The organism is Mycobacterium sp. 852014-52144_SCH5372336 (genome assembly GCF_001665615.1).
Taxonomy (GTDB): Bacteria; Actinomycetota; Actinomycetes; order Mycobacteriales; family Mycobacteriaceae; genus Mycobacterium; species Mycobacterium neumannii_A.
In genome coordinates this window covers 105342-128085 of record NZ_LZSW01000053.1, presented here as the reverse complement: position 1 = coordinate 128085, position 22744 = coordinate 105342, and the positions used below count along the sequence as shown (strand labels likewise).

Annotated in this window: 20 protein-coding genes; 14 read left to right on the top strand and 6 right to left on the bottom strand. The window is 67.1% G+C overall.

The window, feature by feature from the left end:
* From A5759_RS16780 to A5759_RS16765, 4 genes are all read left to right on the top strand, one after another.
* The coding region (locus A5759_RS16780; protein WP_068199595.1) for a serine hydrolase at positions 1-1420 on the top strand (1420 nt) is incomplete at its 5' end.
* A gap of 14 nt (positions 1421-1434) precedes the next feature.
* Complete coding sequence (locus tag A5759_RS16775; RefSeq protein ID WP_369816225.1) at positions 1435-3840, top strand: cation-translocating P-type ATPase; 2406 nt, start codon at positions 1435-1437, stop codon at positions 3838-3840.
* A 10-nt stretch (positions 3841-3850) separates the two neighbouring features.
* Positions 3851-4120 (top strand): antitoxin, encoded by a 270-nt coding sequence (locus A5759_RS16770; RefSeq protein WP_068199553.1) that lies wholly within the window; start codon positions 3851-3853, stop codon positions 4118-4120.
* Between the two features lie 3 nt (positions 4121-4123).
* On the top strand, positions 4124-4573 hold the full coding sequence (locus A5759_RS16765) for an SRPBCC family protein (protein WP_068199551.1): 450 nt from the start codon (positions 4124-4126) through the stop codon (positions 4571-4573).
* Positions 4574-4589: 16 nt separating this feature from the next.
* On the opposite strand, the gene A5759_RS16760 is transcribed toward A5759_RS16765, so the two are convergent.
* From A5759_RS16760 to A5759_RS16735, 6 genes are all read right to left on the bottom strand, one after another.
* The gene (locus A5759_RS16760) at positions 4590-4877 is read right to left on the bottom strand and encodes a hypothetical protein (RefSeq protein WP_066840923.1); all 288 of its coding nucleotides are present in this window, start codon (positions 4875-4877) and stop codon (positions 4590-4592) included.
* 85 nt (positions 4878-4962) lie between these two features.
* Positions 4963-6447, bottom strand: coding sequence for a long-chain fatty acid--CoA ligase (locus tag A5759_RS16755; protein WP_068199594.1), 1485 nt, complete (start codon positions 6445-6447; stop codon positions 4963-4965).
* A complete protein-coding gene (locus A5759_RS16750; protein ID WP_068199549.1) occupies positions 6444-7223 on the bottom strand; it encodes an SDR family NAD(P)-dependent oxidoreductase in 780 nt (259 codons plus the stop codon). The genes A5759_RS16755 and A5759_RS16750 overlap by 4 nt, the downstream gene beginning before the upstream one ends.
* Before the next feature lie 22 nt (positions 7224-7245).
* Positions 7246-8790 (bottom strand): AMP-binding protein, encoded by a 1545-nt coding sequence (locus A5759_RS16745; RefSeq protein ID WP_068199546.1) that lies wholly within the window; start codon positions 8788-8790, stop codon positions 7246-7248.
* A gap of 8 nt (positions 8791-8798) precedes the next feature.
* Positions 8799-9536 carry a GntR family transcriptional regulator gene (locus A5759_RS16740; protein WP_066807783.1) on the bottom strand — a complete coding sequence of 246 codons (738 nt, stop codon included), beginning with the start codon at positions 9534-9536 and terminating at the stop codon, positions 8799-8801.
* On the bottom strand, positions 9533-11140 hold the full coding sequence (locus tag A5759_RS16735) for an SMP-30/gluconolactonase/LRE family protein (protein WP_068199544.1): 1608 nt from the start codon (positions 11138-11140) through the stop codon (positions 9533-9535). Before A5759_RS16735 ends, A5759_RS16740 begins: the two co-directional genes overlap by 4 nt.
* Before the next feature lie 138 nt (positions 11141-11278).
* Here A5759_RS16735 and A5759_RS16730 point away from each other — a divergent pair, with 138 nt between their 5' ends.
* From A5759_RS16730 to A5759_RS16685, 10 genes are all read left to right on the top strand, one after another.
* Positions 11279-12124, top strand: a complete 846-nt coding sequence (locus A5759_RS16730; protein ID WP_068199541.1) for an SDR family NAD(P)-dependent oxidoreductase — start codon at positions 11279-11281, stop codon at positions 12122-12124.
* Positions 12125-12134: 10 nt separating this feature from the next.
* Entirely contained in the window at positions 12135-13505 is a 1371-nt protein-coding gene (locus tag A5759_RS16725; protein ID WP_068199539.1) for an SRPBCC family protein, read from the top strand.
* Positions 13506-13508: 3 nt separating this feature from the next.
* Positions 13509-15353: an NAD(P)/FAD-dependent oxidoreductase gene (locus A5759_RS16720; RefSeq protein WP_068199538.1), complete on the top strand. Its 1845-nt coding sequence runs from the start codon at positions 13509-13511 to the stop codon at positions 15351-15353.
* A gap of 62 nt (positions 15354-15415) precedes the next feature.
* On the top strand, positions 15416-16363 hold the full coding sequence (locus tag A5759_RS16715) for an SDR family NAD(P)-dependent oxidoreductase (protein WP_068199537.1): 948 nt from the start codon (positions 15416-15418) through the stop codon (positions 16361-16363).
* Positions 16356-17582: a CaiB/BaiF CoA-transferase family protein gene (locus A5759_RS16710; RefSeq protein WP_068199536.1), complete on the top strand. Its 1227-nt coding sequence runs from the start codon at positions 16356-16358 to the stop codon at positions 17580-17582. The genes A5759_RS16715 and A5759_RS16710 overlap by 8 nt, the downstream gene beginning before the upstream one ends.
* A gap of 14 nt (positions 17583-17596) precedes the next feature.
* Complete coding sequence (locus A5759_RS16705; RefSeq protein WP_197506079.1) at positions 17597-18736, top strand: acyl-CoA dehydrogenase family protein; 1140 nt, start codon at positions 17597-17599, stop codon at positions 18734-18736.
* Complete coding sequence (locus tag A5759_RS16700; RefSeq protein ID WP_068199534.1) at positions 18733-19650, top strand: acyl-CoA dehydrogenase family protein; 918 nt, start codon at positions 18733-18735, stop codon at positions 19648-19650. Before A5759_RS16705 ends, A5759_RS16700 begins: the two co-directional genes overlap by 4 nt.
* Positions 19647-20573, top strand: coding sequence for a Gfo/Idh/MocA family protein (locus tag A5759_RS16695; protein WP_068199533.1), 927 nt, complete (start codon positions 19647-19649; stop codon positions 20571-20573). The genes A5759_RS16700 and A5759_RS16695 overlap by 4 nt, the downstream gene beginning before the upstream one ends.
* Complete coding sequence (locus A5759_RS16690) at positions 20570-21775, top strand: acyl-CoA dehydrogenase family protein (protein ID WP_082962162.1); 1206 nt, start codon at positions 20570-20572, stop codon at positions 21773-21775. Before A5759_RS16695 ends, A5759_RS16690 begins: the two co-directional genes overlap by 4 nt.
* Positions 21775-22728 carry an acyl-CoA dehydrogenase family protein gene (locus A5759_RS16685; RefSeq protein ID WP_068199529.1) on the top strand — a complete coding sequence of 318 codons (954 nt, stop codon included), beginning with the start codon at positions 21775-21777 and terminating at the stop codon, positions 22726-22728. Before A5759_RS16690 ends, A5759_RS16685 begins: the two co-directional genes overlap by 1 nt.
* Positions 22729-22744: the final 16 nt, after the last annotated feature.

The following is a 22744-nucleotide window of genomic DNA, read 5'->3' as shown; positions in this document are numbered from 1 at the left end:
AGATGTGTATAAGAGACAGGACCTGATGCGCAAGTCGGGAATCCCCGGTATGGCCGTCGCCGTCGTGCACGGCGGAAAGACCGTGTACGCCAAGGGGTTCGGCGTCAAAGATGCCACCAAACCGGAGGAGGACGAGAACCGCGTCGACCCCGACACGGTGTTCCAACTCGCTTCGGTGTCGAAGTCTCTTGCGGCGACCGTGGCCGCCCACCAGGTCGGTGTCGGCGCCGTCAGCTGGGACACCCCGATCGTGTCCGAGCTGCCCTGGTTCGCGCTGTCCAATCCCGTGGTCACCTCGATGGTCACCGTCGGGGACATGATGTCGCACCGTTCCGGACTGCCCGATCACGCCGGCGACATGCTCGAGGATCTCGGATTCGACCGCAGGCAGGTGCTGGACCGGATGCGCCAGCTTCCGCTGGACCCGTTCCGGATCTCGTACGCGTACACGAACTTCGGGTACACCGCGGGGGCCGAGGCGGTCGCGGTCGGCGCGGGCAAGCCGTGGGAGGTGTTGGCCGACGAGGTGCTGTTCCGTCCACTGGGTATGGGGCAGACCAGCTACCGGTTCACCGACTATCGCGCGCGACCCAACCGCGCGGCCGGCCACATCCACATGGACGGGCGCTACGAACCGGCCTTCGTCCGTGACGCCGACCCGGAAGCACCGGCGGGCGGGGCGAGTTCGTCGGTCAACGACATGACCCGATGGCTGGCCATGGTGCTGGCCAACGGAAGTCATGACGGCAAACAGATCGTCGCCCCGAAGGCCCTGCTGCCCGCACTCACACCGCAGATCGTGTCGAGCCCGGCGAGCGAACCCGCGGCCCGGTCGGGCTTCTACGGGTTCGGTTTCAACGTCAGCTCGACCTCGGCGGCGCGCATGGAGCTGAGCCACTCAGGCGCCTTCGAACTGGGCACCGGAACGACCTTCCTGATCCTGCCGTCGGCCGACGTCGCGATCGTCGCGCTCACCAACGCCACCCCTTCTGGGGTCTCGGAGGCACTGACCGCGCAGTTCGCCGATCTGGTGCAGTTCGGCGAGGTGCGCGAGGACTGGTACGGCCTCTACAGCGCGGCGTTCGCCGACATGGAGAAGCCGGTGGGGTCCCTGGTCGGCAAGCAGCCGCCGGCCAATCCTGTGCCCGCTGCGCCGCTCGCGTCGTACGTGGGCACCTACCGCAACGACTACTGGGGGCCCGCCCGAATCACCGAACGCGACGGCGAGCTGCGGTTGGCGCTGGGTTCGAAGCTCGATGTGCCGCTCAAACACTGGGACGGCAACACCTTCACGTTCTCCTTCATCACCGAGAACGCGCCGCCGGGAACGGTTTCCACCGCGGTGTTCGATGGGGTCGATCGTGACAAGCTCACGCTGGAGTATTTCGACACGTTCAAGAAGGGCACGTTCGTCAAGTGACAGCCGCACCCGAGATTCAGGCCACCGGGCTGACCGAACCCGAGGTCGCACAACGCATCGCCGAAGGCAAGACCAACGACGTCCCGACGCGGGCGGCACGCAGCGTGTCCGACATCGTGCGGGCCAACGTGTTCACCCGCATCAACGCGATCCTCGGGGTGCTGCTGATCATCGTGCTGTCCACCGGCTCGATCATCAACGGCGCCTTCGGGTTACTCATCATCGCCAACAGCGGCATCGGCATCATCCAGGAGTTGCGGGCCAAGCGGACGCTGGACAAGCTCGCGATCGTCGGTCAGACGAAACCGTTGGTGCGCAGGCAAACCGGCGCCGGATCGGCTACCCAACAGCTCAGTCCCAGCGACATCGTCCTCGACGACATCATCGAACTCGGACCCGGCGACCAAATCGTGGTCGACGGCGAAGTGCTCGAGGAGGCCAACCTGGAGGTCGATGAATCGCTGCTCACCGGGGAAGCCGACCCGATCGCGAAAGACGCGGGCGACCGGGTGATGTCGGGCAGCTTCGTCGTCGCGGGCACCGGCGCCTACCGCGCCACCAAGGTCGGCAGGGAGGCGTACGCGGCCAAGCTCGCAGAGGAGGCCAGCAAGTTCACGCTGGTGAACTCCGAACTGCGCAGCGGCATCAACAAGATCCTGCAGTTCATCACGTACCTGTTGATTCCCGCCGGGCTGCTGACCATCTACACCCAGCTGTTCACCACGGAGTCCGGATGGAAGCGGTCGGTGCTGGCGATGGTCGGCGCGCTGGTGCCGATGGTGCCCGAGGGCCTGGTCTTGATGACGTCGATCGCGTTCGCTGTCGGCGTGATTCGGCTGGGCCGCAGGCAGTGCCTGGTCAACGAATTGCCCGCGATCGAAGGCCTGGCGCGCGTGGACGTCGTCTGCGCCGACAAGACCGGCACGTTGACCGAGAACGGTATGCGCGTCTCGGATCTCGAGCAGCTCGACGAGGCTGGGCCCACGCGCGAGCTGGGGAACGTCGAAAACATCCTCGCGCAGCTCGCCGCCGACGATGCCCGCCCGAACGCGAGCATGCAGGCCATCGCCGAGGCATACAAGATGCCGCCCGGCTGGACAGCGACGGCCACCGCGCCGTTCAAGTCAGCCACCAAGTGGAGCGGCGCGTCCTATGGGGAGCACGGCAACTGGGTGATCGGCGCCCCTGACGTGCTGTGCGCACCGGGCTCGCCGATCGCCGAACAGGCCGAACGGATCGGCTCCTCCGGTCTGCGGGTGCTGTTGCTCGGGTCCAGCGACCTGCCCGTCGACCACCCCGACGCCCCCGGCTGCGTGACCCCGGCCGCGCTCGTCGTCCTCGAGCAGCGCGTGCGGCCGGACGCGCACGACACCCTCGATTACTTTGCCTCCCAGAAGGTCTCGATCAAGGTCATCTCCGGAGACAACGCGGTGTCCGTGGGCGCGGTCGCGGGATCGCTGGGCCTGCACGGCGAGTGCATGGATGCCAGGAACCTGCCGGAGGCCACCGACGAGCTGGCGGACGCGCTCGAATCGCACACCACCTTCGGTCGAGTCCGCCCCGACCAGAAGCGCGCGATGGTGCACGCGCTGCAGTCCCGAGGGCACACGGTCGCGATGACCGGTGACGGGGTCAACGACGTGCTCGCACTCAAAGATGCCGACATCGGCGTCGCGATGGGGTCTGGAAGCTCGGCGTCGCGCGCCGTAGCTCAGATCGTGTTGTTGGACAACAAGTTTGCGACGCTGCCGTATGTCGTCGGCGAAGGTCGCCGCGTGATCGGCAACATCGAACGCGTCTCGAACCTGTTTCTGACCAAGACCGTGTACTCGGTGCTGTTGGCGACATTCGTCGGCCTGGCTGGTCTGGCGTCGAAGTTCTTCGGCACCGACCCGCTGCTGTTCCCGTTCCAGCCGATCCACGTCACGATCGCGGCGTGGTTCACGATCGGAATCCCGGCGTTCATCCTGTCGCTGGCCCCGAACAAGGAGCGCGCCCATCCGGGGTTCGTGCGGCGGGTGATGACGGCGGCCCTGCCGTCGGGTCTGGTCATCGGCGTCGCGACGTTCACCTCGTATCTGGCCGCGTATCAGGGTCGCGAGGCCACGGCTGTCGAGCAGACCCAGGCGTCCACCGCGGCGCTGATCACCTTACTGGTCGGGGCCATCTGGGTGTTGGCAGTGGTGGCGCGGCCCTACGAGTGGTGGCGGGTCGCGTTGGTCGCCCTCTCCGGCCTGGCCTATGTCGTGATCTTCTCCATACCGCTTGCGCAGGAGCTGTTCATGCTCGACATCTCCAACGTCAAGACGACGTCGATCGCGTTGGCCATCGGCGTGGTCACGGCCGCCGCGATCGAGGTGATCTGGTGGGTGCAGGGTGCGGTGCTGGGAGAGCGCCGTCGGCTGTGGCGCGCCGAGTAGCCTTGGACGCATGGCATTTCTCGACAAGGTGAAGAATCTGCTGGCCCGCAACGCCGACAAGGTGGACACCGCGATCGACAAGGCCGGTGACATCGTCGACCGCAAGACGCAGGGCAAATACGCTCAGCACGTCGACAAGGTCCAGGACGCGGCGCGCAACTACGTCAACAAGGACAACCCGTCGGCGCAGGGCGCACCGCAGCAGCCGCCCCAGGCTCCGCAGCCGCAGCAGCCGCCACCGCCGCCCCAACAGCCCCCGACTGCTCCGCCCACCTCGTAGCGCATGGCCAAACTCTCCGTATCCGTCGACGTACCCCTGCCGCCGGAGCAGGCCTGGTCGTGCGCATCCGACCTCGCCCGCTACAAGGAGTGGCTGAGCATCCACCGGGTGTGGCGCAGCAAGTTGCCCGAAACGCTGGAGAAGGGCACGACGCTGGAGTCGATCGTCGAGGTCAAGGGCATGCCGAACCGGATCAAATGGACCATCGTGCACTACCGTCCGCCGGAGTCGATGACGCTCAACGGCGACGGCAAGGGCGGCGTCAAGGTCAAGTTGATCGGCAAGGTGCGACCGGCCGAGAAGGACCCCGCCGGATCGACGGTCACGTTCGACGTGCATCTCGGCGGTCCCGCGCTGTTCGGCCCCATCGGCATGGTGGTCGCCGGAGCGCTCAAGGGCGACATCCAGGAGTCACTGAACAGGTTCAAGTCGGTGTTCGCGCCGGCCCAGTAGGCGAGTGGGGATCGGGTTAGAGCGAGCCGCCGGCGAGGGCGTACTCGCCGAACGGCCCGGCCGATGCCTCCCGGACGAGGCGGCGCTTCTCGAGGCTGCCGTCGAGGAAAAGGGTGGCCCTGGCGCCGACGAGGTGAAGTACCGCCAGAACTCCGGCGATCAGGGCGACGGTCGAGTGCCCGATGAGGAACGCGGCGAGGCAAGCGGTCGAGGCGAACAACGCTGCCGCATGCAGGAGCAGCGCCAGCGTGGCCAGCCCGTCGGAGGCAGGCGACCCGTCGGCGGTCGGCATGTGGTTGGTCATTGTCATCCTTCGCGAGAGCAACCCGCTTCATACCCCTGCGGAATCAGCAGCAAACCAAGATCACCTGTGACACCAGACACATGCGTTACTGCGGCACTGATCGCACCCGGTCGCGCAGCTCCCGCTTGAGCACCTTGCCGTAGCTGTTCTTCGGCAGTTCATCGATGAACTCGTAGCGTTTCGGGCGCTTGAACCGGGCGATGCGGTCGAGCAGATGCGCATCCAACTCGTCGGCCGACGCCGACCCGACGATGAACGCCACCACCACCTCGCCCCACTCCTCGTCCGGCGCGCCGACCACGCCGGCCTCGACGACACCGGGATGTTCGAGCAGCGCCTCCTCGACCTCGCGGGGGTAAATGTTGCTGCCGCCGCTGATCACGACGTCCTTGGACCGGTCCCGCAAGGTGAGCAAGCCGCGGTCGTCGAACGAACCCATGTCGCCGGTGTGCAGCCAGCCGTTCTGCAGCGTCGCGGCGGTCGCCTGCGGGTTCTCCCAGTAGCCCGACATGACGACGTCGCCGCGGCACACGATCTCGCCGATCTCGCCGACCTCGGCCGGTGTCCCGTCGGCCCTGCGCACCGCGACGTCCACCCCGGACCGGGCGTAGCCGACCGATCCCAGAACCGCATCGTCGGCCCATCCCTCTCCGTCGACGTGATCGCTCTGGCGCAGCCCGGTGATGGTCATCGGCGCCTCCCCCTGGCCGTACAGCTGTACGAAGACCGGGCCGAACGCGGCCATCGCCTTCTTCAGACTCTCGACGTACATCGGACCGCCGCCGTAGACGATGGTTCGCAGGTTGTCCGGACAGGCGCGGCCGGTCTGCACCAGGCGCTGGACCATGGTGGGCGCGAGGAACGCGCTGCAGCCGGGATGGCGCTCGCACAGGTCGAGAAACTCGTTCGGCTCGAACGCCCCGGACTCGGGGATCACCTGGCGCGCCGCGCGCAGCACGTACGGCGGAATGTAGAGCCCCGAGCCGTGCGACATCGGCGCGCCGTGCACCAGGGTGCAGTTCTCATCGGGGGAGTCGAAGTCGGCCAGATGTGACACCGTCATCGCCACCAGATTGCGGTGCGACAGCATCGCACCCTTGGACTTCCCGGTTGTGCCGCTGGTGTAGAACAGCCACGCCAAGGTCTCGGGATCGGTGGTCGGCGGCGCAGAAAGCCCTGCGGTGAACCAGGTTTCGTAGTCGTCAGCGCCGACGACCGTGATCGGGACGTCCGTTTCCGGTGTGAGCGCCGACGTGATCTTCGGCGAGGCGAACACCTGCGCGGCGCCCGAATCCTCGAGGATCTGCACCATCTCCCGCGGGTGCAGCTTGTAGTTGATGGGAACGTACACACATTCGGCCGCCCACACCCCGAACATCAGCTCGATGATCTCCGGACAGTTCTCGCTGGCGACGGCGATCCTCTGGCCGGGTGTGCGCAGCATGGTGGCCAACCGCAGGGACCGCTCCCGCAGCTGTGCCCACGTTTGGTGTTGGCGCTCACCGTGATACACCGCACCTCGGTCACCGAAGCGGCTGGCGGCCTGATCGAGCAGCGCGAACAGGTTCACTGTCGGGCCACCCACTCGGACGTCAGCGCGAAGTCCGACAAGTACTTCGTCGAACTCCAGCCACCGTCGACGACGATCGTCTGACCGTTGATGAAGCTCGCACCCTCCGAACACAGGAACGCCACGGTGCTGGCGATGTCGTTCACCTCGCCCAACCGCGGGTACGGGGTCATCTCGGTGTTGATCTTGCGGAATCGCTCGTCTTCGAGGCGTGTCGCTACCATAGGCGTCAGCGTGACCCCGGGAGCCACTGCGTTACAACGGATTCCCTGTGGTCCGTACTGGCATGCGATGTGCTGGGTCAGCGAGGTCAAGCCGCCCTTGGCCGCTGAGTATGCACCACCGCGAAGGCCGCCGACGACGGCGAACGTCGATGTCACGTTGACGATCCCGGAGCCGGACTCCATGTGCTCGATCACGTCGCGGGCCAGCCGGAACGGTGCCCGCAGCATCAATCCCAAAAAGTAGTCCAGGGATTCGTCGTCGGTTTCGTGCAGCGGTTTGGGGCTTCCGACGCCGGCGTTGTTGACCAGGAAGTCGATGCGGCCCCAACGGTCCAGCGCGGCTTGCACGATGGTCTGTGGCGCCTCGTCGGCGGTGAGGTCGACGGCGACCGTCGCGACGCGGTCGGTGTCACCGATCGCCTTCTCCAGCCCGGCGAGCCGGGTGCCGTCGCGGCCGGTACCGAGCACCGCCATGCCCGCCTCGGCCAGTTTGGTCGCGCAACCGAATCCGATGCCGCTGCTCGCCCCGGTCACGATCGCTACCTGAACCATTCTTGCTCCTCGTGTCCGGCGGTCATGTCAGGGCCGCTCGTATCCGATGCTTCAACACTTTTCCGGCGTCGTTCTTGGGCAACGCCTCCCACACCACCACCTGCTCGGGTGCTTTGAAGCGGGCCACGCCGTGCTCCTCCAGAAGCGTGCGCATGCCCGCCACGTCGGGAGTCGGCTGATCGGTCGCGACGACGACGGCACACGCCCGCTCGCCGGTGCGCTCGTCGGGTACGCCGACGACGGCGATCTCCGCGACACCGGGATGGCCGATGAGAATGTCCTCGATTTCCTTGGGCGAGATGTTCTCTCCGTTGCGGATGATGATGTCCTTGGCGCGACCGGTGACGACGAGAAAGCCGTCGTCGACCCACCGACCGAGGTCGCCGGTGCGGAAGTAGCCGTCGCCGTCGAACGCGTCGGTCTCGTCTTCGGGATGCAGGTAGCCCACGAGCATCTGCGGCCCGCGGGCGCGGATCTCGCCGTCTATCAGTTCGATGTCCGCGATACCCGGCCTGCCGTCGGTGTCGGCGGCGTGCTCGGTGTCGTCGAGTGAGCCGACCGTGGTCACCGGGACCTCGGTCGAACCGTACACGCGGGACACCGCCGCCTTTTCGAAATAGGCGGTGGCGCTGCGGATCAGCGACGGCGGGACCGACGCGCCACCGCAGATGAACACCTTGAGCTCCGGCAGTCGTGTTCCGGCCCGCTCGGCGGCGGTGAGTAACCCGTCGAGGAACGGCGTGGCCCCCGCCATGTGCGTGACCCGCTCGTCGAGCATCAACGTCACCGCGGCATCCGGATCCCAGCGCTGCATCAGCACCGCGGTGCTGCCCAGCAGCAGGGGGCACTCGAACGCATAGATCGACCCGCCGATGTGCGCGATCGGGGACGGTACGAGGAACGTGTCGCCCGTCGCGACACGCCAGTGCTCGCCGATCTGACGGATCAGCGCATGGATCGAGTTGTGGGTGTGCAGCACGCCTTTCGGCCGGCCGGTGGTCCCCGAGGTGTAGAGGATCATCCGCACCGTGTCGGCGTTCAACACCGGCAGGACGCCCGCGCCACCGCTGCCCAAGAAGGTCTCGAACGGCGTGTGGCCGCCCGCATCGCCCCGCACGACGACGACTTCGGGCGGGGCGGACATCGCACCGGTGACGCGGTCCAGCATCGCGACGTAGTCGTGTTTGTTGAAGGCGGATGGCACGAAGACCGCCCGAACGTCGGCATCCTGCAGGATGAACGTCAGCTCGTGGTCGCGCAGCGACGGCAGTATGGGGTTGACCACCATGCCCGCCAACGTCGCCCCGTGGTAGATGACCGCGGCCTCGTGCCAGTTCGGCAGCATGAACGACACCACGCTGCCCGCGGGCATGCGGGACATCAACGTGTGCGCCAGCGCCACGGCGCGGTCATACAGCTCGCGACACGTGAGCCGGATGTCGCCGTCCACCAACACGGTCCGGTCCGGCGTCGAGGTGGCCGCGTCGCGCAGTGCGTCGGCCAGCGTGTCGTGCACCCACAGGCCGCGCCGGTAGGCGTCGGCGCTGCGCTTCTCGTCGACACGCACCGCCCGGCCTAACCCTTGATCCGGCGCATCGTCATCGAGTGCCGGTACCGCGACGAGGGATGGGTGTTTATGGTCACCTGCGCGACCTCGCCGTCGGAGGTGGTGTAGGCGCGGCGCATCTCCAGAGCGGCGCTGCCCGCATCGACCTTGAGCGCCCTGGCGAGGTCCGGCGACACGGTGATGGCCGCCATCTCCTGATGCACCTCGACGATGCTGACCCCGAACAGGTCCTCGATCAGCGGGAAGATCGGTCCCGAATGGCGTTGCAGCAGACGTCCAACCGCCGCGAACGCGCGATTGATGTAGTACTCGGTGGTGCAGACGGGTGTGTCGCTGCCCTCGTTCTGCCGGCAGCCGCGGACCGCCAGCCACTGCGTGCCTGCCTCCAGCCCGGTGCGGTCAGCCAGTTCGTCGTCGACGGTGACCATCGCGTTGGACTCGATCGTGAGCTGGGCGCCGGCCGCGAACGCCAGCAGGTCGTCGATCGAAACGACGTCTTGCGCATATGAATTGGATGCGGGACGAGGGACCACGAGGGTGCCTGCCCGTGGCCGCGATGCGATCAGGTTGTCCTCCCGCAGCCGGCGCAGCGCCTCGCGGACGGTGTAGCGGCTGACCGCGAAGCGTTCGCACAGTTGCTGTTCAGTCGGCAGCTGTGAGCCGACGGGGTAGATCCCGTCGACGATCTCCTTGCGCAGGGTGCGCGCCACCTGCAGGTAGCGATGGTCGGTGGGGCTGACGGTCATGTCCGCCGCAGCGCCAGCACGCTGCCCTCGCCGTCGGCCGACACGTACAGGGTGCCGTCACGGCCGACGGTGATACCGGCGAACGGCCCCTGCGGTCCGGAGAACGGCGGCATCCCTTTGAGCGGCTTGGGCTCCACACCCGGCGGCGGCCCCACCGGAAGATCTGAACCGATCGTGGTGCGCGCGTTGGTTTTCAGGTTCACCGCGAGCACCTCCTTGGCGCCCGCGTCGACGATGTAGAGCACGCCGTCGACGACCGCGATGCCCTGCGGGCGCGACAGACCGTCGACCACGGTTTCCGTCGTACCACCGACCGCGATCACCCGTCCCGCCCCGGACTCCGCGACCAGCGGCCGACCGTCGTCGTCGAATGTGACGCCGACCGGATCGCGCAGGTCCGAGGCCAGCACCTCGGCGCCGCCCGACGCCAGCGCATGCACCCGCCCCGTGCCGAGCTCGGTGAACACGATCCGCTCACCCGGCCCGACGGCCACACCGTAGAGCTGGTCGAAACCGTCTGCCAGGTAATCGGTTTCGCCGTCGGCGGGGCGGTACCGAGCGATCTGGCCACCCGAGGTGGCCACCACGAACGCATTGCCTGCAACCGGTGCCAGCCCGCGGAGGAAGCCCGGGTACCCGGGGGAGAACAGCATGCCGACGGTCTGCAGCGATCCGTCATCGCCGACGGTGTAGAAGTAGGTGCCGTCAGCAACGTAGAGCCGACCGTCCTCGCCCACCGCCAGATCGAGCGGCCAGTTCAACCCGCCGCCGAGCAGCGTGCGGGTTTCGCCAACGCCGACGATCTCGGTGATCTCACCGGTGAAGTTCGAGACGAACAGGCGGTCCCCGACGAAGGTCAGGTTGTCCAATCCGGGGTTGAGCTGAGCCAGAAGGGTTTTCTCGCCGCTTCGCGGATCGATTCGCAGCACCTGGCCGCTGGCCACCTGCGTCGAGACGAGATTGCCCTGCGGGTCGAACTTCACCGCGTCGGGCACACCGAGGTCGGCGGCCACCCGTTGCGGCTCAGTACCGTTGGGGTCGATGCGCCAGATCTCATTGGCCGTCATCAGCGGGTAGTACAGGAAGCCGTCCGGGCCGACCTCCATGGCGTTCGGTGACGGCAGGCCCTCCAACAGGATCCGCTCGGCGCCCGTGGCGCGGTCGAGTTCCATCAGCCGTCCGCCGTCGCGGCACTCGTTGACGAACAAGCGATCCTGGTGCACGGTGATGCCGTTGGCGGACGGCAGATCGTCACGCAGCACCCGCGTGCGGCCCGCGGCGTCGCGCACGCTGACCCGTCCGTCCATCACCTCGGTTGCGAACAGGTTGCCCTCGCTGTCGAAGGCGACGTCGTCGGGGCCGATGATGTCACCGCCCTTGGCGCTGACCGTCTCGAGATTCCCCGTGCCCAGATCCAGCGCGCTGATCTGGCTGCCCGTCACCTGGGCAACGTAGACGCGGCCGTCCGGGCCGGTGCGCAGACCGTTCGCACCGAACAGCCGACTCGGGGCGGTGATCCGCTCGAGACGCCACCCGGCCGTCGCGGTCGGATTTCCGCCCGGATAGCGAGACTGCTGCAGGGATCCCGTCGCCGATTGCGTCATGACCTGGCACGTTAGCAACTCGGCTTAGTCCAGACAATAGGCTGCTAAAGAGACTGTTTCGCCCTTGACGGGCCGATTAGCGCTGGGGAATAGTGTTCTGCAACATGGAGAGCAACACTCGTTGTCCGGACAAATAGCATGGACGACCTCTTGAGGCTGGACGGCCGGATCGTCGTGGTGTCGGGTGCGGGCGGCGGCGGGATCGGCACCACCGTGACGCGGATGGCGGCCGAGGCCGGTGCCACGGTGGTGGCCGTCAGCCGGTCGAAAGCAAACCTCGACGAACACATCGGTCCACTGGCCGATCAGGGCCTGGCCGTCGTTGCGGTGTCGGCCGACGCCTCCACCGACGACGGCATCGCCACCGTGATGGAGCAGGTCCGGCGAACCGACGGCGATCTGTACGGATTGGTGAACATCGCGGGCGGCGCCGCACCGTCGACGTGGATGCCGTCGACCCGGGTGACGCGCGCGGACTGGCGGGAGTTGTTCACCGCGAACCTCGAGACGGCGTTCTTCATGAGCCAGGCGGTATGCGGAGAACTCCGCGCCCGCGGCCTGAAGGGCTCGGTCGTCTCCGTGTCGTCGATCAGCGGGATGAACACCGCGCCGTTCCACATCGCCTACGGCACGGCCAAGGCGGCGGTGGTCGCGATGACGCGCACCATGGCCGCGGAGCTGGCGCACGACAACATCCGCGTCAACGCGGTGGCGCCCGGGGTGACCGAGACCGCCGCGTCGCGCACCTACGTCGACGTCGACCCCGACCGGGACCGGCGGGCGATCGCGATGGGCAGGCGGGGTCGGCCCGAAGAGCAGGCGGGGGCGATCCTGTTCCTGCTGTCGGACCTGTCGAGCTATATCACCGGGCAGACGCTTCTCGTCGACGGTGGGCTCAACCTGAAGTGGACGCACCTCGGTGCCGACAACACCTCGCTGTTCCTCAAGGACGAAACCTTCCGCGCAGAAATCAGTCGGTTCTAAGGAGTTTGAAATGACCGATACGCAGCCAAGGATTGAAGCGCCAGAAGAGCTCTGCGAACCGATGACGATCCCGGTGGAGGCGTACGTCTCGGAGGAGTATGCGCGCGCCGAGCGGGACAAGCTGTGGCGCAAGGTATGGCAGCAGGTCGGCCGCGTCGAGGAGCTTCCCGAGGTCGGCAGCTACCTGACCTACGACGTCCTCGACGACTCGATCATCGTGGTGCGCACCGGGGCAGACGAGTTTCGGGCGCACCACAACGTGTGCATGCACCGCGGCCGCCGCCTCGTCGACACCCCCGACGAAGACAAGAACGCCGTCGGCCGTGCCCGCAAGTCGTTCGTCTGCGGATTCCACGGCTGGACATACGGACTCGACGGTGCTTGCACCCATATTCGCGAACAGGACGACTGGAACGGCGCGCTCACCCCGCAGAACACCCACCTCGTCCCCGTCCAGGTCGACACGTGGGGCGGGTGGCTGTTCATCAACATGGATCCCGACTGCGAACCGCTTGCCGACTACCTGTTCCCGGCCGCCAAGATCCTCGATCCGTTCGGGCTGGAGAACATGCGCTACAAGTGGCGCAAATGGCTGTACTTCGACTGCAATTGGAAGGTCGCGCTGGAGGCCTTCAACGAGACCTACCACGTGTTCACCACCCATCCGGAGTTCAACAAGTTCGGCGAGTTCAAGGGTTGGGCCAAGGCGCAGGGCAGGCACAGCAACATCGGATACGACGCGCCGAAAGACATGGAGGCCACCAGGTCCAAGATCCGGTTGGGCACCGGCGACGACCCTCGCGTCTCCACCGCCGAGATGCAGATGTACACCTGGGAGCAGACCAACGCCACCACCACCGAGACGCTGGTGAACGCGGCCAAGAGGTTGGTCGACGAACTGCCCGAGGGCACACCTCCGGACAAGGTTCTCGAACACTGGTTGGCATCGGCCAGGCGTGACGACGAGGCCCGCGGCGTCGTGTGGCCGACCATTCCGCCCGACATCCTCGGGCAAGCGGGCACGGCGTGGCAGATCTTCCCCAACTTCCAGGTCGGCCAGGGCCTGACGACCGCGCTGTGCTACGGCGCCCGGCCGCATCCGAGCTACGACCCGAACAAGTGCATCTTCGAGGTGGCGACGTTGGAGCTGTTCCCGAAGGGTCAAGAGCCGCAGACGCATTGGGAGTACACGCCAAAGGACAGCCCGAACTGGCTGTCGGTGCTTCCCCAGGATTTCTCGAACATGGCCGCGGTGCAGCAGGGCATGAAGTCGCTGGGCTTCCCCGGCACCAGGCCCAACCCGTACCGCGAACGCAGCACCGTGAACCTGCACTATCAGTTGTCCAAGTACATGGGCACCGGCGAACCGAAAGAGCTCTGAACTATGACAATGTCCGACACCTGCGGACCCACGGAGACCCCCGACGACATCGACATCGATGCGCTGCGGGAGAAGTATGCCCAGGAGCGGGCGAAAAGGCTTCGGCCCGAGGGCTCCAAGCAGTACGTGGAGTTGACCGACGACTTCGCCGGCTACTACGAGACCGACCCGTACACCCCGGTCGCGCCGCGCGACCCAATCGTCGAGGACATCGACGTCGCGGTGCTGGGCGGCGGATTCGGCGGGCTGCTGTCGGCGGCGCATCTGAAGAAGGCCGGGGTCGAGGACGTCCGGATCATCGAGTTGGGCGGCGACTTCGGTGGGGTCTGGTACTGGAACCGGTATCCGGGCATCCAGTGCGACAACGAGTCTTATTGCTACATCCCGCTTCTGGAAGAGCTCGACTACATCCCGAGCAAGAAGTTCGCCGACGGACCCGAGATCTACGAGCACTGCAGGCGCATCGGTAAGCACTTCGGCCTCTACGACTCGGCGATCTTCTCCACCCAGGTGCGCGATATGCGCTGGGACGAGGAGATCAACAGGTGGCGCATCGCCACCAACCGCGGCGACGACATCCGCGCGCGGTTCGTGGTGCTGGCGTCCGGGCCGTTCCACCGGCCGAAGCTGCCGGGCATCCCGGGCATGAAGGATTTCAAGGGACACAGCTTCCACTCGTCGCGTTGGGATTATGACTACACCGGCGGCGACTACACCGGCGGCATGGACAAGCTCGCCGACAAGCGTGTCGCGATCATCGGCACCGGCGCCACCAGCATTCAGGTGGTGCCGTTCCTGGCCCGAGATGCCAAGCACCTGTATGTCGTTCAGCGCACCCCGTCGACGGTCGACGCGCGCAACAACACCCCGACCAACCCCGACTGGGTGAAGACGCTGCAGCCCGGCTGGCAGAAGGAACGCCAGCGCAACTTCCACTCGTGGACGTTCGAGGGGATGGCGCCCGGGCAGCCGGATCTGGTGTGCGACTTCTGGACCGAACTCGGCCGCAACACCGCCGCGCGGGTGCTCTCGCTCGAGGACCCGTCGACGCTGACGCCCGAGCAGTTCATGGCGATCCGCGAGGAAGAGGACTACAAGATCATGGAGCGGCTGCGCCGCCGGATCGCCGAGACCGTCGACGACCCCGACACGGCCGAGGCGCTCAAGCCGTACTACCGCTTCCTGTGCAAGCGTCCGCTGTCCAACGACGACTACCTGCCCACCTTCAACCGGCCCAACGTGACGCTGATCGATGTGTCCGACACCAAGGGGGTCGAGCGGATCACCGAGAAGGGCTTCGTCGCCAACGGCCAGGAGTACGAGGTCGACTGCATCATCTACGCCAGCGGCTTCGAGATCACCACAGAGATCAGCAGGCGCTACTCGATCGACGCGATCGAAGGCCGCGACGGGCTGTCGCTTTACGACTATTGGCACGACGGCTACAAGACGCTGCACGGCATGACCAGCCGCGGCTTCCCGAACCAGTTCTTCACCGGCTTCACCCAGGTCGGCATCTCGGCCAACATCGCGGCCAACTACGAACTGCAGGGTGAGCACATCGCCTACATCGTCGCCGAGGCGTTGAAGCGGGGCGCAACGGTCGTCGAGCCGACCGACCACGCGCAGGAGCAGTGGTGCCAGACCATCCGCGAATCCGCGGTGGACAACTCGGCTTTCGACGCATCCTGCACTCCGGGTTACTACAACAACGAGGGCGGCGGTGGCGGTGAGGGCATCCGCTCACACCTCGGCGAGCCCTACGGCCCGGGCTTCTACGCGTTCGGCGATCTGCTCAAAGAGTGGCGCGACAAGGGCGACCTCGATGGCCTGGTACTCGAGAACTAGCGATTTGTGTGCGTTCGGGAGCGGTGAGCGCTCCTCATCGCACACAGATCGCAGGTACGCCGATGGGTGAGTTGCGCTACGACGGTCAGGTGGCCGTCGTGACCGGCGGCGGCAGGGGGCTGGGCCGCGAGTACGCCATGCTGCTCGCCCAGCGCGGCGCCAAGGTCGTCGTCAACGATCCGGGCGGCAGCCTGACCGGTGACGACTACGATCCCGTCCACCCGCCGTCTGAGGCGCCCGGCCCCGCCGAAGAGGTAGTGCGCGAGATCACCGCTGCCGGAGGCGAAGCCATCGCGAACACCGATTCGGTGGCCACCCCGGCCGGCGGCAAGGCGATCGTGCAATCGGCTCTCGAGCGCTACGGGCGCCTCGACGTCCTGATCCACAACGCGGGCATCGTGCGCCGAGCCCCACTCGCAGAGATGACGTACGACGACTTCGAGGCGGTGCTCGACGTCCACCTCCGCGGCGCGTTTCACGTGGTGCGCCCGGCGTTCCCGTCGATGTGCGACGCCGGCTACGGCCGCATCGTGCTGACGTCCTCGATCGGTGGCCTGTACGGCAATCACGGCGTCGCCAACTACGCGGTGGCCAAGGCGGGCGTGATCGGACTGTCCAACGTGGCGGCCATGGAGGGCGCCGCGCACGGCGTCAAGAGCAACGTGATCGTGCCCGCCGCGGTGACACGGATGGCCGAGGGCATCGACACGTCGGCGTACCCGCCGATGGGCGCGGAGTTGGTCGCACCGGCGGTGGGATGGCTGGCACACGAATCATGTTCGATCACCGGCGAAGCGCTGATCGCGCTGGCCGGCCGGATCGCGCGGGCGATGCTCGCGGAGACCCCCGGTGTCTACCGGCCGTCGTGGTCGATCGAGGAGGTCGGCGCGCAGATCGCCGCGATCCGCGACATGTCCGAACCCGTGGTGTTCCCCGTGGTGCCCGACGGGCACAACGACCACATCAAGTACAGCTTCGCCATGGCGCAGAAGGGCGGTGTCCATGCCTAGCGGGCCGCTGACCGGCGTGCGCGTCGTCGACCTCACCGCGATGGTGATGGGGCCGTATTGCACCCAGATCATGGCGGATATGGGCGCCGACGTCATCAAAATCGAACCGCCGCAGGGTGATAACACCCGCTTCATCTCGGTGGGCCCCTCACCGGGGATGAGTGGGGTGTTCGTCAACGTCAACCGCGGTAAGCGCAGCGTGGTGCTGGACCTGCAGACCGAGCCCGGGAAGGCGGCGATGCGGGCGCTCATCGAGCGCTCCGACGTGTTCATCCACTCCATGCGCGCCAAGGCGGTCGCCAAGCTGGGCTTCGGCTACGACGACGTCGCGGCCGTCAACCCCGCGATCATCTACACCAACTGCTACGGCTACGGCCGCCGGGGGCCTGACCGCGACCGTCCCGCCTACGACGACACCATCCAGGCCGAGGCCGGATTGCCCGCGGTACAACAGCAATTGACCGGTGAGGCCGACTTCGTCGGCACGATCATGGCCGACAAGGTCGGCGGCCTGACGGCCCTCTACGCGACGATGATGGCGTTGTTTCATCGTGAGCGGACCGGGGAGGGGCAAGAGGTCGAGGTCGCCATGTTCGAGACGATGGCGTCGTTCATGCTGGTCGAACATGCCAACGGCGCCATGTTCGACCCCCCACTGGGGCCCGCGGTGTATCCGCGCACGGTCGCGCCCAACCGCAGGCCGTACCGCACCAGCGACGGCTACATCGCCGCGTTGATCTACAACGACAAACACTGGAACGCGTTCATCAGCGCGGTGAGTCCGGCGTGGAACGACGAGTCTTACGCCACCCTCGAGAAGCGTGCCCACAACATCGATGTCGTCTACGGGCTGCTCGCCGAGACCATGAAGGAGCGCACCACGGCCGAATGGCTGGACCTGTTCCGGAAGCTCGAGATTCCCGCCGCGCCGCTGAACACCCCCGACGCGCTGTTCGACAACGAACACCTGAACGCGGTCGGGCTCTTCGAGACCGTCGAGACCGCGGACGGACCGGTGCGCTTTCCTGGTGTGCCGACGTGGTTCTCGCGCACACCCGGCAAGGTCGCGGGCCCCGCCCCGACGCTGGGCGCCGACACCGACGCGGTGTTAGACGAGTTGGGTCTCACCGCGCTCGGCTCCGTCGAGACTGCGGTTTCTGACGGAAACGGCGCGGATCTCGTCAAAAACCGTAGTGTCGGCGCAGCGGAGCGGGGGTAGGCGTGGATTTCGCGATGGGCGCCAAGGCCGCCGAGTTACGCGGCGAACTGCGTGCGTTGGTCAAAGAGCATGTGCCCGAGGACTATCTGGGTGCGTTCACCGACGACCCCGCCGATCTCGAGGTCGCTCAACGGTTCTGCCGCATGCTGGCCGAACGCGAACTGCTCTGCCTGTCCTGGCCGAAGGAGTTCGGCGGTGGTGGGGCGTCGGTCTGGGAACAGACAGTTGTCCGCGAGGAGATGTGGGCGCATCACGAACCGCGCGGCGCCCAGTACATGGGGGTCAACTGGGTCGGCCCGATCATCATGCGCCACGGCACCGAGGAGCAGCAGCGCAAACACCTACCGCCGATCGCGCGCGGTGAGGTGATCTGGTGCCAGGGCTTCTCCGAACCGGAGGCCGGCTCCGATCTCGCGTCGCTGCGCACGACCGCCCGTCCCGACGGTGATGGCTGGCTGGTCAGCGGGCAGAAGATCTGGACGTCGTACGCGACGATGGCGCAGTGGTGCTTCCTGCTGGCCAGGACGTCACGCGGTGAGAAGAAGCAGCAGGGCCTCACGATTTTCCTTGTCCCGATGGATGATCCGGCGATCCAGGTCCGGCCGATCCGCTGCATGATGGGTCCGCACCACCTCAACGAGGTGTTCTTCGACGACTTGCGTGTCACCGAGGCCGACGTGCTCGGGACGGTCGATGCCGGCTGGTCGGTGGTGCAGGACGTGATGGCCTTCGAACGCGTCGGCATTGCCCGCTACGCACGCTGCGAACGACTGCTCGCCGCCGCGCCGACGGTGCTCGGCGACCGGTGGGACGACCTTCCGGGAGAGTTGCGCGGCCGCTGGATCCGCATGCTGACCCACTGCCGGCGGGCCCGGCTGATGGCCTACCGCGTGGTGTCCCTGCAGAGCAGCGGACGCATTCAACCGGGTGACGCCGCGGCCTACCGGATCGCGGTCACCAAGCTCGACCAGGACAGCGCCGAGGTGCTGATGGACATCGCGGCCGAGGTATCCCACGACGACCCGCGGGCCGCCTGGTTCCTCGGCGAGGTCGAGGATCACTGGAAGTACTCGCAGGCCTCGACGGTGTCGTCGGGAAGCATTGAGATGCAACGGATCCTGCTGTCGCGCGCAATGCTGGCGGTGGCGCGGTGAATCTCGACCTGTCCGAGGATGCCCAGGAGTACGGCCGCCAAGCGCTGCGCGCATTCGAGGCCGCCGGGGGCGATGAACTGGTCCAGCAGGCCGAAGCCAAACCCGAGGCGCGGGAGTCGTTGGTCGGGCCGAGCCTCGCGGGGATCGGCGCATGGGACCTCGACGCCCGCACCGACGCCGACGGCCTGGAGGCGGCCGCGGCGCTGTGCCGCAGCGCGGGATACTGGGCGCTGCCGTATCCGGTCGTCGAACGACTGGCCGCCCCGACCGACCTCGACACCGACGGCCTGATCGTGGTGGCCGGCAACCGGCCCGCCGCAGCCATGGGTGGACTCGAGAGTCGTTGGACCACAGTCACCTTGGATGGCACCCGCAGCATCGTGACCGGGATGGGGCCCGTCGGGCCGGGCTTCGTCTCCGAACTGCAGACGACTGTCATAGACGACCAAGGCGCCGCCGATGTCGCGCTCGGGCTGGTGCTGGGGTGCTGGACACTGCTCGGCATGCTCGACCGGGCGATCGAACTGACCGTCGCGCACATCACCCTGCGCAAGCAGTTCGGGCAGACGCTGTCGTCGTTCCAGGGCGTGCAGTTCCAGCTGACCGACGCAGAAGTCGAGCGCAGCGGACTGGACATTCTCGCCAAGTACGCGCTGTGGAGCATCGCCGCTGACCGTCCTGAGGCGCTCACCGACGCACTCGCGTTGCGGTTGTCGGCGCTCGAGGCGGCCGAGGTGGTGTTCCGCGTCTGCCACCAGCTGCACGGCGCGGTCGGCTTCTGCGACGAGACCACCCTGTCGTGGCTGTCGCGCTACAGCCAACCGCTGCGGCGGCTTCCGCTCGGGCTGTCCGCAACCCGGGATGCCTTGACCCGCACCGCAGGCCGCGGGGGACTGACGGGGCTGTACGCATGAGGGTCGCGGTGATCGGCACCGGTTTCGGCAAGCACGCGGCGGCTCCCGCGTACACCGAAGCCGGCTTCGACGTCGAGGTCGTAAGCCCCCGCGACGACGCCGCGGTCAAGGCCGCGCTGGCTTCGGATGTCGACCTGATCTCCGTGCACTCCCCGCCGTTCCTGCACATCGAGCACGTCACCGGCGCGCTCGAGCACGGGCATGCGGTGGTATGCGACAAGCCGTTCGGCCGCAACGCCGACGAGGCGGCCCAGATGCGCGACATGGCCCACGATGCAGGTGTGCTGCACTTCCTCAACTTCGAATTCCGGTTCAACGAGTCGTGGGCGCGGCTCAAGGAACTGGCCGACAGCGGGGCGATCGGCGCGCCCCGGCACCTGCACTGGACGTTCTTCGGAAGCGGGCTGCGCGGCCGCAAGTTCGGCTGGATCAACGACCGCGACCTCGGCGGCGGCTGGATCGGTGCCTACGGCTCGCATCTGATCGACTTCACTCAGTGGCTCTTCGGCAGCGAGATCACCGACTGCGGCGGCGTCACCCGCATCGACGGATCGGCCGAACAGGCCACCGCCGAGGACGCGTACGCGGCGTGGTTCGCAATGGCCAACGGCTGCACCGCTACTCACGACACCGGCTTCGCGGCCGCCGTCCCTTCACCGCCGTCGGTCACGCTGCTGGGCAGCGAGGCCACCATCGAACTGGCGGCCGACACCACGCTTGTCGTTCGTCGACAAGGCGCCGATCCCGAGACCACGGATTTCGCACCGCCGCCGCGGCGCTCACCCCCGCCCGCGCTGTCGACGTTCTTCGGACACGTCGCCGATGCGCTGCGCACCGGTACGCAGATCACCCCGTCTTTCGACGACGGTCTGGCCGTCGCGCGCGCCATGGACCACCTGCGGGCCAGGGCGGTGCGGCTATGAGCGCCGAATCTGAAGGTATGCGTCAAGAATCGTCCGCAAGTCGAGCATTAGTTCAGTTTCGGCACCAGGTGCGGCAATGGTGTGTCGAGCACATCCCCACGGATTGGCGCGAAACCCAGACCGGCGCAAGCGATGAGCAGTTCGTGGCCTTCCAGAAGCAGTGGTTCGCCGAACTGCACAGCGCCGGCTACGCCGTCCCGCACTGGCCCGCCGAGTGGGGCGGTGGCATGTCGGTGGCCGAGCAGGTGGTGCTGTACCAGGAACTGGCTGCCCACGACGCGCCGCGGCTGGTTCTCGCGTTCGTCGGCATCCACCATGCCGCGTCGACGCTGCTGGTCGCCGGCACCGAGGAGCAGAGGCGACGGCACCTGCCAGCGATCCTCGACGGCGAGATCTGGGTGCAGGGCTTCTCCGAACCCGAGGCAGGATCCGACCTGGCCAGCCTGCGCACCACCGCGCGCAAAGACGGCGACTCCTACATCGCCAACGGACAGAAGCTGTGGGCCAGCGGAGGCAAACACGCCGACTGGTGCCTGCTGCTGGCCCGCACCGACCCGGATGCGCCGAAACGCAAGGGCATCTCGTACTTCCTGCTCGACATGACGACACCCGGCATCGAGGTCCGGCCCGTCCGCAATGCGATCGGCGACTCCCACTTCTGTGAGATCTTCCTCAACGACGTGTCGATCCCCGCGACCAACCTGATCGGTGTGGAGAACGATGGCTGGAGGGTCGCGCAGGCGACCCTCGGCGCCGAGCGCGGCATGACGATGCTGGAACTCGCCGAGCGCCTCGGCAACGCCGGCTTCCGATGGCTGGTGCGCAGCGCGCCGACCGACGATCCGACCGTCGCCGACCGGCTGGCGCAGTTCGAAACCGAGATCGCGGGGCTGCGGGCACTGTGCCGAAAGGTGGTCGAGGATAACGAGAACGGTACCGCCGGCCCGGCCGACGCCTCGATCGTCAAGCTGTTCTACAGCGAGCTTCTGCAGCGCATGACCGACTTCGGTGCCGAGATCGGTGGGTTGGCCGCCCACACCGAGCTCGCCAAGCCGGCCTCCAGCGGCTGGGAGTCCGGTGCGTGGGTGCTCGACTTCATCGGATCGTGGGAATGGACGATCCCCGGCGGCGCGAGCGAGATTCAGCGCACGATCATCGGCGAACGCGGTCTGGGCCTGCCGCGAGAACCGAGTGCCGTCTGATGACCGACTTCACCGAATTCCACGACGAACTACGCTCCGTGGCAGGCGATCTGCTCGCGAAGGACCGCAGCGTCGAATGGTCCACGTTGGTCGAAGCCGGTTGGGTCGGGCTCGAGGTGCCCGAACAGCTCGGCGGGGCGGGTGCGTCGTTCGCCGAAGTCGCGGTCATCTGCGAAGAGATCGGCCGCACCGCCAGCGCCACCGACTTCCTCGGCAGCGCGGTGCTGGCCGTCGGAGCGCTGAACGCGGTGCAGCCCAGCGATGCCCGCGACACGTTGCTCACCGAACTGGCCAGCGGTGCGACGCGGGTCGTCGTCGCGCTGGAACCGTACGACTTCGTGCCCGACGCCGAAGGCGCGGACCGCATCCTGATCGTCACCGACCGCGGCATCGCCGTGTCCGAGCAGCGGGCCACGCCTCGGCCCGTCGTCGACGAGACGCGCAACCTCGCCGCGATCGACCCGGACGCTGCGATCGCCGAAACCCTGCCGTTCACCGACGATCCCGCGGTCGCGGTGCAGCGGTTACACGACCGGGCCGCGGCGGCGATCGCCTGCGACAGCCTCGGCCTGAGCGAGGCCATGCTCGCCGCGACCGTCGGATATGTGAAGGTGCGTCACCAATTCGGCAGGGCGATCGGCTCGTTCCAGGCCGTCAAACACGCCTGCGCCGACATGCTCGTCAGCATCTCCGTGTCGCGCCAACTCGTCGATGCCGCGGTCCGCGCCGTCGCCGAGGACGCGCCGGATGCCGGGGTCGCCGTCTCGATGGCCAAGTCGTACACGTGCGCGGCGGCCGTCGACATCGCCGGCAAGGCCATGCAATTGCACGGCGGCATCGGATACACGTGGGAGAGCGGTATCCACGTCTACCTGAAGCGCGCCACCCTCAACCGATCACTGTTCGGCTCTCCGTCAGCACACCGAAAACGACTAGCGCAACGCTATCTGTAGAGAAATCAAGGAGTTT